Source organism: Aeromonas sp. QDB11 (genome assembly GCF_027705265.1).
GTDB lineage: Bacteria > Pseudomonadota > Gammaproteobacteria > Enterobacterales > Aeromonadaceae > Aeromonas > Aeromonas allosaccharophila.
Map to the genome: position 1 here is coordinate 66954 of NZ_JAPDBM010000015.1, position 10331 is coordinate 77284.

Here is a 10331-nt window from a genome sequence, read left to right on the forward strand (position 1 = left end):
GACTTCGCCTCAAGGATTACGACCGATAAAGAGGTCGGTCACGTGGCAGCTGCTTCTGGCTTCCAGTGCGTCAAGCATATAGGCCGCCGCATCTTCCGGGGTCATGAAACCGCTCGGGTCCACATGATCCGAGTTGTCCCAGAATTCGCTGCGGATCCCGCTCGGGTAGAGGTTGACCAGCCGCAGCGGCGAGCCTTTCAGCTCGGCACGCAACGACTCAAGAAAGCCGCGCATCCCCCATTTGGAGGCGCAGTAGAGGCTCTCGTTGGCCTTGCCCACCTGCGCGGCGGAGGAGAGCACGTTGGCCAGCACTCCGCCTTTCTCGCCGATCAGCCGCACCGTCTGCTGGGCCACCAGAATGGTGGAGATGAGGTTGCTCTCCACCACCCGGCGGATCTGCTCGGCGGTGTAGACACCGACCGGGCCGAATTCGCCCACCCCGGCGCAGTGCAGCACCAGCTCGGGCAAGCCGCCCCACTCCACCGCTGCGGCGAAGGCGACATCGACCTCTTCATGGTGCGCCAGATCGGCAGCAATACCGATCACCGCGCTACCGAGCAGTTGCTCCTGCTCCTGCAGTCGCTGATAACGGCGCCCCATCATGGAAACCTGATGGCCCCGCTCAACCAGACCTATGGTCAGGGCCCGGCCCAGACCGGAACCGGCGCCAGTGACTATGATGTGCCCCATTATCCCTCCTCGTTGCCAGCTGATGGCCAGATTGGACAGTAAACTCACCATCCATAAACCAGCCGACCGTCAATGCGCTGCTCGATGCTGATGACGCGTCGTCAGACCACCGTCAGATTAGAAAGTGAATTCACCACCCATGAACCAGCCGTCGATTGACTGATCGATATTGTCGAAATCGACTTTGGCTTCACGCCAGCCAGCGCGCAGCTTGATCGGCATGGAGGAGAACTTGTATGCGCCACCCAGACGGTAGTCATAGTTGTCTGCATCGTGGGTACGCAGGTCGCCGAAGAAGGAGATACCGGTGCCTGGGATCTTAACTTCGCTGCCGGCATAGGCCATCAGAGTATCTTCTTTATAGCCCTGGCGGCCCCAGTAAACCTGCTCGCCATCGTAGTGACGACCGGTCATACCCAGATCGATCTTGAACAGATCGTTGTTGAACAGACGGTAGTAGAGGCTCAGATCGTAGGCGGTCAGGTCATTTTTGAACGCACCACCGGAGGTGCTGAAATCGGAGACTTCAAACTTGGCGTTCGGCAGGAAGATGATGCCGTGTTCCAGTTGCAGATAGCCGTTCCAGTTGTAGTTGTCATCATAATGATTGGCACTCTTGCCATATGCCTGACCACTGCCCTGAGAAGCCCATACGTCAGCACCGGCGGCAAAACGCCAGTCGTCAGCGGCCATGGCACTCTGGCTGCACAGAGCCAACACAAAACCGGCAATCAGTGTCTTCTTCATCACTTCACTTCCTCTTGCATACATGGAAAGGGCACTATTTTACTCGGCACAGCCAAAATACCCAGCGGGAATGCTGAACAAGCGACGACAAATGTCAGTGCTTCATATGATCCATCTCTGCCATCGGCTCAATCGGCTTCACCGGCAGCGACAGATCCAGCTTCTGACCATCGTCCATGGTGAGGGTGAGCGGAACAGGAGTCTGCTCGGAGAGCGTGCCCACCTCGAACAGCATGATGTGCAGGCTGCCCGGTTTCAGCACCACCTCGCCCTTGGCCGGGATCTCGATATTCTCGACCTGACGCATCTTCATCACGCCATTTTCGTGCAGGTGAGTGTGCAGCTCGGCACGCCCGGCCGCAGCAGAAGCGGCCGCCACCAGCTTGACCGGCTGGTCGGCGTCATTCTTGAGCACCATAAAGGCGGCGGTATTGGGGGAACCCGGCGGCAGCAGGCGCACATAGCCGTCGACGGCCTCGACCTTGGCCAGTGCCGGCGCCGTCATACCCAGAACCAGCAGAGAATAAAACGCACGTTTAAACATGGTTGAAATCCTTTTATGATGTTGTTAAACGGCCCCGAGGTTACCCCAACGGCAACCTTTTTTGCACCTTTCAATAACAAGGATTTAGACATGGCCCCCATTCTCATCGCTGAGCAGCAGGATGGCTTGCTCACCCTGACCCTCAACCGCCCCGACAAGCGCAACGCCCTCAATACCGAGTTGTATCAACAACTGGTCGCGGCGCTGCGAGAGGCGGCGGCCGATGAGGAGGTGCATGTCCTGCTGTTACAGGGGCAGCAAGATTGCTTTACCGCGGGTAATGATCTGGCCGACTTTATGGGCAAGAGCGCGCTGGAGCCCGACGACCCCATCCTGCAGTTCCTCCACACCCTGGCCGATTTCCCCAAACCTGTGATCGCCGCCGTTGCGGGCCCTGCGGTGGGGATTGGCACCACCATTCTGCTGCACTGCGATCTGGTCTATCTGGCGGATAACGCCCGCTTGCAGCTCCCCTTCGTCGAGCTGGGGCTGGTGCCGGAGTTTGCCTCCAGCCTGCTGCTGCCGCGCCTGGTGGGGCACCTCAAGGCGGCCGAGCTGTTGCTGCTGGCCGAAGCCATTGATGCCAAGGAGGCGCTGCGGCTCGGGCTGGCCAACAAGGTGGTGGCGGCCGATAGATTGCTCTCCTTTGCCCGCGAGCAGGGGCTGAAGCTGGCGGCCAAGCCGCCCAGGGCGCTGCAAAAAAGCAAGGCACTGCTCAAGCAGGAGCTTAAACAGGCAGTGCACTTTGTCATCGATCTGGAGGCGCGCGCCTTCGCGCAGGCGCTGCAAGGGGAAGAAGCGCAGCAACGGATCGCCCAGAAACTCAAACGGCGGAGCTGAGCCGCGCCCAAATACGCTCAGTTGAGGCGAAAACGGCCGATCAGCTCGCAGCCCTGCACCTTGTCCTGCAACTGGATCAGTCGGGCAATTTCCGGATTGGGGTGGCGCTTGAGAAACGCGAGCAGGGCACCGCGACAGCAACCCAGCTCGCTGATCAGTGCCTCGCACTCCCGGTTGGGGCATTGTGGCACCAGCGCAGTCACCAGCTCGGAGGCAAGCTTCAGGTAGCGCAGCTCGTAAGTCGGCTCATCCATCGCCCGCCAGAAGTCGGCCAGCCGGTGACAGGTGGCGACCCGCATTGTGGCCAGTTCGGTCAATTCGACCTGGGTCATCTCGTAAACATCCCCCAGCGCCTGCTGATAAAAACAGATCGCAGCCCCCAGCGAACCGGCCTGCCAGGCTCGCTCCGCCTCCAGCATGTATCGTTGCCAACTTTGCGGTGTCATCTCGCTCTCCCGAGTCCGTTATGGTGGGAGTGTTATCATGGCTAATTGAGAATAAATATCAACCAGAGGGTTAGTGCAGGATCTCTCCACAACCTTGGCAAAGCGAGTGCCCGACCTTATGATCGTGCCCTTCCCCCTTCTTTGGAGCACACCACAATGCGACCACGCCTCCCGCAGATGCTGGGCTGCTCCCTGCTCTGCGTGCCCCGCATGCTGGTCTGGATCTATTAGCTGCGCTCACGCGAACGCAACCAATCCGATCCATTCAGCAAAGGAGTACCAACATGAACACCTGCCAACACTGGTCGCAGGTCGAATACCTGCACCTGACGGTGACCAACCCCAATATCTGCCTCAAGGGTCAGCACAGCTACTACTCGGGCGCCTGGGATGGCCCCTTCGAAGAGGTGGCGGTGCGCTACCTCCATGGCGATTCTTTTAGCCGCAGCCCGGAAACCGGCTGGGAGCCACTCTGGCATATCGACCGGCTCCATATCGGCGACTATGTACAGCTTGCCGCCGGGGTGAAGATCATCATGGGGGGCAACCACACCCACAACACGGCCTTCATCAGCACCTATCCGTTCGCCGATCTGGCGGCGCTCAAGCGCAGTTACCGCCCCGCCGGCGATACCCGCATCGGCAACGATGTCTGGATCGGCATGGAGGCAATGATCATGCCCGGCGTCACCATCGGCGATGGCGCCATCATCGCCGCCCGCTCGCTGGTCAATCAGGATGTGCCGCCCTATGCCATGGTGGCGGGCACCCCGGCGAAGGTAATGCGGATGCGCTTTGGCGAGGAGGAGATTGCCCGGCTACAGGCCCTCGCCTGGTGGGATTGGCCGGATCAACAGGTCAACGATTTGCTACCGCTGATCCAGCAAGGTGAAGTCGCCCTGCTTGAGCAGGCGGCTGCCCGCTGGGCGGAGCGCCATGAGTGACCACCGCCAACCAGCAGTAACAAGCTGACAGCAGGAGGGCGACCCCGGGGTCGCCCTCTTTTATCTCCGGCATGCTGTGGATGCCGTTATCGCCCATCCGCTCACTGTGCGCTTTTGGACTGGTTGAGGCTGCACTGCTTGCCGGGATAACCGGGCAGGTCACTGGCATCACTGCCGCAGGCGAGCCGTTTGGCCTGTTGCAGCCGGGCGGCCAGATTGGAGTTATCGACAGGCATCCACTGCATCTGCTTGCCGAGCCAGCTGGCCCAGGCAAATTCGACGAAATAGACCTGTCTGTCCTTGCGAAAATAGCCCGCATCCTGCAGCAGTCCGGCCAGAGTGCGATAAGGGTAATCGGGCAACTTGTCGATACGGGTCGGCAACTGCTCAGGGGTCAGCGGCTGTCCCTTCTCATCCTTGAGCCAGGCCCAGTGGTTGTTCTGCATCTGGCTCCAGAAGTTGGCCTTGTCCTGCAGGCGGCCAATCACCTTGACCCGGGCCTCCGTGATACCTTGCTGCCACAGCGCCTTGGTGAGATGGTGCCTGTCCACCAGCCAGTAGCCACCATCCGGCGCAATCACCACCGGGATCTCTTTCTTTTTCATCAACTTGTCGAGCTGCTTTGCGCTCATGCCCGCCAATGTGGCCTGGGTCTCATCGACCTGGATCTGGCCGACGCCCCCCTGCGTCGGGTGCAAGGCATCGATGCCGATCTCGCACCAGTTGCCTACCGCAGTGTCGCTCTGGCACGGGGCCAACGCCCAGGCGCCCTGGCTCAACACACAGGCCAGCAATAACCATGCTTTCATCGTTTGACACTCCTCACCACATTGAACTGCACAGACGCCGAGAACGCTCTGCTACCCCGATTGGGCGTGAGAGTCGAATGCTGGCGGTCAGACCAGCAAACGGGATATCATGATTTCCCATCTGTCGGCGATATTTTCTCGCCGAGTTTTCACCCCGCTTCACACTATTTGAAGGATCCGACCCATGAAAGGATGGAGCCCCTTGCTGGCCCTGCTGGGCTGTGCTGCTGTCCAGGCTGCCGATATTCCCGCCGGAACACAACTCGCCGCCGAGCAGATTGTCGTTCGCCACCTCAAGGATGAACCTGCGAGCCTGAGCCCGCTCAAGCTGGTCGGCCTGCCGGAGTTGCAGGTACTGCGGGATCTGTTCGAGGGGCTGCTGACCCAGGGGGCGGATGGCAAACCGGTTGCCGGGGTGGCGGCCAGCTGGGAGAACAAGGGCAACCAGTTCTTTACCTTCCATCTGCGCCCGGATGCGCGCTGGTCCAACGGCGATCCGGTCAAGGCCAGTGACTTCGTCTACGGCTGGCGCAAGCTGGTCGACCCGAAAGAGGCGGCCACCTTCGCCTGGTTTGCCCAGCTGGCCCGTTTCGACAAGGTGGACGAGATAGTCGCTGGCAAATTGCCTGCCAGTGAGCTGGGGGTCGAGGCCCTCGATGACCACACCCTGCAGGTGACCCTCTCCCAGCCGGTGCCCTACTTCCTGAACCTGCTGAGCCACCCCAGCCTGTCGCCGCTCCATCAGGCCAGCATCGAGCAGTACGGCAACCAGTGGACCCAGCCCGGCAAGCTGGTGGGCAACGGTGCCTTTGTGCTGAACAACCGGGTAGTCAACGAGAAGCTGGAGCTGATCCCCAACCCTTATTACTGGGATCGGGCCCATACCGTATTAACCAAGGTGATCTTCATGCCGATCAATCAGGAGAGTGCGGCCACCAACCGCTATCTGGCGGGCGATCTGCATATCACCGAATCCTTCCCCAAGGAGCAGTACGACAAGCTGAAGCGGCAGATCCCGGATGAGGTCTACACCCCGGATCAGCTCGGCACCTACTACTACGCCTTCAATACCAAGCAGGCGCCGCTCGACGATGTGCGGGTGCGCAAAGCGCTCTCCTACACCATCGATCGCGCCCTGATCGCCGACAAGGTGCTCGGCACCGGCGAGAAACCGGCCTACCACTTCACCCCGGATGTGACCGCCAGTTTCACCCCGGCCGCCAACCTGCTCTCCACCAGCAGCCAGCCAGTGCTGGACAGCAAGGCCAAGGCCCTGCTCAAGGAGGCCGGTTACGGCCCGGGCAAGCCGCTCAAGCTGACCCTGCTCTACAACACCGCGGAAATTCACAAGAAGATGGCACTGGCGATTGCCAGCATGTGGAAGCAGAAGCTGGGCGCCGAGGTCGATTTGACCAATCAGGAGTGGAAAACCTATCTCGACAGCCGCCAGAGCGGTCAGTTCGAGGTGATCCGCTCCTCCTGGGTGGCGGACTACAACGACCCGTCAGCATTCCTCGGCCTGTGGGGCTCCCGTCACAGCGGCAATATGGCGGGCTTTGCCAATGCCCGTTATGACCAGCTACTGGCAGAGGCGGCCAGCACTCGGGATGCCGCCAGCCGCAGCAAGCTGTTTGGCGAGGCGGAGGCAATCCTGCTGGAGCAGGCCCCCATCGCCCCCATCTACCAGTACACCAATGCCCGTCTCATCAAGCCATGGCTCAAGGGCTATCCCATCAACAACCCGGAAGATGTGGCCTACAGCCGCCAGCTCTATCTCGTCAAACACTGAACTGGCCGTCAACGCTGAAACCGAAGAGGGCCGCCTGCGGGCGGCCCTCTTATTGATACTGTTCATGCTCAAGTTTTAGGCATAAAATGCCGCCCTTCTAGTGAACTCCCCCTTTTATTATCGGTTGAACATGCGTTATCTGTTACTGCTCCCCCTGTTGTGGACCCTGCCTGCGCAGGCCAATAGCGAATCCCAATGCCAGCAAGAGTTTGTCGGCTGGATGCTGCAACAGCAGCAACAGTTCAGCGATCGCAAGTCTGACAAGATGGAGCGGCGCCGGGCCGAGCGAGCCATCGATCTGGCCCGAGAGGAGTACGACAAGCAGGCCAGCTTCTGCAAGACCATGCAGCTGGTGCGCAGCTACAAAGATGGCGATCCGCGTTTTAGCCCTCGGTCGGGGGAGATCCACAACTTCACAGCGCCAGACAAAACATCTGGCTGAGCCGGACCCCAGAAATGAAAAAGCGCGTCAACTGACGCGCTTTTTGTGGTTCTTGCCCTGGCACAGCGGCTTATTCGGCCGTCTCGCGGCTGGCAAACTCCGGCACCTTGGCCATGGCATCCAGCACCACCTGAATACCGGCGCCCGGCTTGCAGGCATTTTCGCTCAGGTGACGGCGCCAGGCGCGGGCACCCTGCATATTCTGGAACAGCCCCAAAATGTGGCGGGTCATATGGGAGAGGTAGTTGCCCTTGGCCAACTCCTGCTCGATATAGGGCAGCATCATCCGCACCACCTCGTGGCGACTCGGCACGGCGTTATTCTGGCCGAACACCAGATTGTCCACCTGCGCCAGAATGTAGGGGTTCTGATAGGCTTCACGCCCCATCATCACGCCATCCACGTGTTGCAGGTGCTCGAGAGTCTGCTCCATGGAGGTGACGCCGCCGTTGAGGGCGATGGTGAGATCAGGGTAATCCTGCTTGACCCGATAGACGCGGGGATAATCGAGCGGCGGGATCTCGCGGTTCTCTTTGGGGCTAAGGCCACTCAGCCACGCCTTACGGGCATGGACGATAAAGGTGTCGCAACCGGCATCGCGCACCTGTTCGATAAAGGCCTGCAGAAATTCGTAGGAGTCCTGATCGTCGATACCGATACGGGTCTTCACCGTCACCGGAATATCGACCACATCGCGCATTGCCTTGACGCAGTCAGCCACCAGCGCCGGTTCACCCATCAGGCAGGCACCAAAACGGCCGTTCTGCACCCGATCGGAGGGGCAGCCGACGTTGATGTTCACCTCGTCATAGCCACGCTCCTCGGCCAGCTTGGCACAACGCGCCAGATCGGCCGGATTGCTGCCACCCAGTTGCAGGGAGATGGGGTGCTCCTGCTCGCTGTAACCCAGATAATCCCCTTTGCCGTGGATGATGGCGCCAGTGGTCACCATTTCGGTATAGAGCAAGGTCTGGCGACTCATCAGTCGATGAAAATAACGGCAATGCCGATCAGTCCAGTCCAGCATGGGGGCAATCGAGAATGTCTGGCGGTGGGCAGGCTTGCCAGATATGGCCTCAGAGCCTGATTTAACGGGGTTTTCACTGATTTGTTTCTGAGTCATTTGCGGGTGTTTCCAGACATTTGTTGATTGAACCTGCCCCATATCTGCCCCACCATTTCATGGGGCAGGTGTACTCCACGAGGTATCTATGGCCGGCTACACAATAGAAAAACGTAAGACCAGCAAAGGCGAGTTACGCTATCGCTGTACCGTCAGGGAACATAAAGGCGAAGAGGTAGTATACCGAGAATCCCGAACCTTTGGCAGACAGTCCGACGCCAAGAGCTGGGGAATGCAGATGGTTGCGATGATCGAGAGGGATGGTTTGCCTGGACTGGTACAACCCGCCCCCACCATCCGCGAACTCATTTCGCTCTACCGTGCCCATCCAGCCATCAGCCCAACCATAGGCAGAACTAAGGCTTATTGCCTCGACCTGGTTGCCGATTGCGATATCGCCAAGCTCAATGCCGACGAGCTCACCATCAAAGACCTGGTCGATCACTGCCAAGCCAGAAGAGATGCAGGGGCGTCTCCAGCCACCATTGCTCACGACATCAGCTACCTTGGTTCTGTTTTTGCAGCCGCCAACCCCGTTTTCAATATCCCGGTCGACAACAAGCTCATCCTGGAAGCACGCAAGACCCTCAACAACCTGAAACTGGTGGGAAAAGCCCAGAAGCGCACACGCCGTCCAGTAAGCAATGAACTGGAAAGGATCATCCAAGGGTTAGAAAAACGGCAGAGTCACGGTATGGCCAAGATACCCTACACAGACCTTCTCAACTTCGCCATCCTGAGTTGCATGCGGATAAGCGAAGTGTGCAAGATCAAGTGGTCTGGCGTAGATGAGAAAAACCGGGCCGTGCTGGTTGAAGACCGTAAAGACCCTAGAAAGAAGATAGGGAACCATATGCTGGTGCCCTTGCTGGGTGAGGCTTGGGAGATCCTCAAGCGTCAACCCAGAACCGACGATCGTGTCTTCCCCTACAACGGCAAGAGCGTCACTGCCGGTTTTCAGCGAGTCAGAACAGAGCTTGGTATTGAAGACTTACGCTGGCACGACCTCCGCCGCGAAGGTGCCTGCCGTCTGTTTGAGGCTGGCTTCGTCATAGATGAAGTCGCCCAGGTTACCGGCCATAGAAACATCAATATCCTCTGGCAGATCTACACCGACCTCTACCCCAACCGGGTACACGCCAAGTTTGAACGGCTACAACAGGCTAAGGTGGTGGAAGAGGCCAGATCCAGATAAAGTGGGAAAAATGGGATGATGAGTGGCAATTTATCATCCTGTTGACATGGGCATTAAAGTCTGACAAGGTGTATCGGCAGATGATAATTTCGCATTGCTTAACAGACTTTATCTGGACTGCGCCTCAGGCTTAATGCCAATGGCAACAAACAATCCAATAAAATTATCCTTGAATAGTGATTTAGTTCACCACTAATTTTATTGGAGTTTATATGCCATTTTCTTCAGAACGCGATCTCAACGACTTCTTCAATTCTTTCTACCACGACATTTCTAAAATTCAGCCAGAGCATAATCCATTCCTGCGGCATCATGTTTGTGGTGATCTGTTTGCTAAACATATGGGCTTCACGAATTTCAAATCGATGCTGAACGAGAAACTGATACCCGTCAATATTGAGGGGCTCGTATCATTTCTTTCAGAACTCGAAAGCTGTGGTTTTGTCACTGAACGCAGCCCAATCCAGCTTATTTGGCCTAAGGAAGGTGCGAATAAGCGGGGAAATTCTTCTCGGCTGACGCAGTCATTTCATTTCTTCATGTTTGAGCCGATTTTTTCTCCCGTAAATGCCTTGAATCAGCCTATTTAGACCGTTTCTTCGCCATTTAAGGCGTTATCCCCAGTTTTTAGTGAGATCTCTCCCACTGACGTATCATTTGGTCCGCCCGAAACAGGTTGGCCAGCGTGAATAACATCGCCAGTTGGTTATCGTTTTTCAGCAACCCCTTGTATCTGGCTTTCACGAAGCCGAACTGTCGCTT

The 10331-nt window shown here is 58.0% G+C and carries 12 protein-coding genes and 1 pseudogene; 6 read left to right on the plus strand and 7 right to left on the minus strand.

Features of this window, described 5'->3' with window-relative positions; all coding sequences use genetic code 11:
* Positions 1-9: 9 nt before the first annotated feature.
* The 3 genes from OKC40_RS07335 to OKC40_RS07345 all read right to left on the minus strand — a co-directional run bounded on the left by OKC40_RS07335 (position 10) and on the right by OKC40_RS07345 (position 1981).
* Entirely contained in the window at positions 10-690 is a 681-nt protein-coding gene (locus tag OKC40_RS07335; RefSeq protein ID WP_042019464.1) for an SDR family oxidoreductase, read from the minus strand.
* A gap of 117 nt (positions 691-807) precedes the next feature.
* Positions 808-1437 (minus strand): TIGR04219 family outer membrane beta-barrel protein, encoded by a 630-nt coding sequence (locus OKC40_RS07340; protein WP_182938266.1) that lies wholly within the window; start codon positions 1435-1437, stop codon positions 808-810.
* Positions 1438-1531: 94 nt separating this feature from the next.
* Complete coding sequence (locus OKC40_RS07345) at positions 1532-1981, minus strand: copper chaperone PCu(A)C (RefSeq protein WP_182938267.1); 450 nt, start codon at positions 1979-1981, stop codon at positions 1532-1534.
* A gap of 90 nt (positions 1982-2071) precedes the next feature.
* Between OKC40_RS07345 and OKC40_RS07350 the strand changes: the two genes are divergently transcribed.
* Positions 2072-2821: an enoyl-CoA hydratase-related protein gene (locus OKC40_RS07350; RefSeq protein WP_182938268.1), complete on the plus strand. Its 750-nt coding sequence runs from the start codon at positions 2072-2074 to the stop codon at positions 2819-2821.
* A gap of 17 nt (positions 2822-2838) precedes the next feature.
* Here OKC40_RS07350 and OKC40_RS07355 read toward each other — a convergent pair whose 3' ends face one another.
* Positions 2839-3267 carry a DUF2753 family protein gene (locus OKC40_RS07355; protein WP_005335785.1) on the minus strand — a complete coding sequence of 143 codons (429 nt, stop codon included), beginning with the start codon at positions 3265-3267 and terminating at the stop codon, positions 2839-2841.
* Between the two features lie 284 nt (positions 3268-3551).
* Here OKC40_RS07355 and OKC40_RS07360 point away from each other — a divergent pair, with 284 nt between their 5' ends.
* The gene (locus OKC40_RS07360) at positions 3552-4211 is read left to right on the plus strand and encodes a CatB-related O-acetyltransferase (RefSeq protein WP_234602181.1); all 660 of its coding nucleotides are present in this window, start codon (positions 3552-3554) and stop codon (positions 4209-4211) included.
* Positions 4212-4312: 101 nt separating this feature from the next.
* On the opposite strand, the gene OKC40_RS07365 is transcribed toward OKC40_RS07360, so the two are convergent.
* Positions 4313-5020, minus strand: coding sequence for a ParB-like protein (locus OKC40_RS07365; protein ID WP_182938270.1), 708 nt, complete (start codon positions 5018-5020; stop codon positions 4313-4315).
* 184 nt (positions 5021-5204) lie between these two features.
* Here OKC40_RS07365 and OKC40_RS07370 point away from each other — a divergent pair, with 184 nt between their 5' ends.
* Both OKC40_RS07370 and OKC40_RS07375 read left to right on the plus strand, forming a co-directional pair.
* A complete protein-coding gene (locus OKC40_RS07370) occupies positions 5205-6809 on the plus strand; it encodes a peptide ABC transporter substrate-binding protein (protein ID WP_182938271.1) in 1605 nt (534 codons plus the stop codon).
* A 130-nt stretch (positions 6810-6939) separates the two neighbouring features.
* Positions 6940-7251: a hypothetical protein gene (locus tag OKC40_RS07375; RefSeq protein ID WP_182938272.1), complete on the plus strand. Its 312-nt coding sequence runs from the start codon at positions 6940-6942 to the stop codon at positions 7249-7251.
* 70 nt (positions 7252-7321) lie between these two features.
* Here OKC40_RS07375 and dusA read toward each other — a convergent pair whose 3' ends face one another.
* Positions 7322-8374, minus strand: a complete 1053-nt coding sequence (gene dusA, locus OKC40_RS07380) for a tRNA dihydrouridine(20/20a) synthase DusA (RefSeq protein WP_182938273.1) — start codon at positions 8372-8374, stop codon at positions 7322-7324.
* An 88-nt stretch (positions 8375-8462) separates the two neighbouring features.
* Here dusA and OKC40_RS07385 point away from each other — a divergent pair, with 88 nt between their 5' ends.
* Entirely contained in the window at positions 8463-9569 is a 1107-nt protein-coding gene (locus OKC40_RS07385; protein ID WP_182938274.1) for a site-specific integrase, read from the plus strand.
* Between the two features lie 212 nt (positions 9570-9781).
* Positions 9782-10159, plus strand: coding sequence for a hypothetical protein (locus OKC40_RS07390; protein ID WP_270794657.1), 378 nt, complete (start codon positions 9782-9784; stop codon positions 10157-10159).
* Between the two features lie 37 nt (positions 10160-10196).
* On the opposite strand, the pseudogene OKC40_RS07395 reads toward OKC40_RS07390, so the two are convergent.
* Positions 10197-10331 (minus strand): annotated as a pseudogene (locus tag OKC40_RS07395) (IS5/IS1182 family transposase); the annotation flags it as partial.

Coding starts and splice junctions, on each gene's coding strand:
- OKC40_RS07335 (WP_042019464.1), bottom strand. CDS start 690: ATGGGGCACATCATAGTCACTGGCGCCGGTTCCGGTCTGGGCCGGGCC.
- OKC40_RS07340 (WP_182938266.1), bottom strand. CDS start 1,437: ATGAAGAAGACACTGATTGCCGGTTTTGTGTTGGCTCTGTGCAGCCAG.
- OKC40_RS07345 (WP_182938267.1), bottom strand. CDS start 1,981: ATGTTTAAACGTGCGTTTTATTCTCTGCTGGTTCTGGGTATGACGGCG.
- OKC40_RS07350 (WP_182938268.1), top strand. CDS start 2,072: ATGGCCCCCATTCTCATCGCTGAGCAGCAGGATGGCTTGCTCACCCTG.
- OKC40_RS07355 (WP_005335785.1), bottom strand. CDS start 3,267: ATGACACCGCAAAGTTGGCAACGATACATGCTGGAGGCGGAGCGAGCC.
- OKC40_RS07360 (WP_234602181.1), top strand. CDS start 3,552: ATGAACACCTGCCAACACTGGTCGCAGGTCGAATACCTGCACCTGACG.
- OKC40_RS07365 (WP_182938270.1), bottom strand. CDS start 5,020: ATGAAAGCATGGTTATTGCTGGCCTGTGTGTTGAGCCAGGGCGCCTGG.
- OKC40_RS07370 (WP_182938271.1), top strand. CDS start 5,205: ATGAAAGGATGGAGCCCCTTGCTGGCCCTGCTGGGCTGTGCTGCTGTC.
- OKC40_RS07375 (WP_182938272.1), top strand. CDS start 6,940: ATGCGTTATCTGTTACTGCTCCCCCTGTTGTGGACCCTGCCTGCGCAG.
- dusA (WP_182938273.1), bottom strand. CDS start 8,374: ATGACTCAGAAACAAATCAGTGAAAACCCCGTTAAATCAGGCTCTGAG.
- OKC40_RS07385 (WP_182938274.1), top strand. CDS start 8,463: ATGGCCGGCTACACAATAGAAAAACGTAAGACCAGCAAAGGCGAGTTA.
- OKC40_RS07390 (WP_270794657.1), top strand. CDS start 9,782: ATGCCATTTTCTTCAGAACGCGATCTCAACGACTTCTTCAATTCTTTC.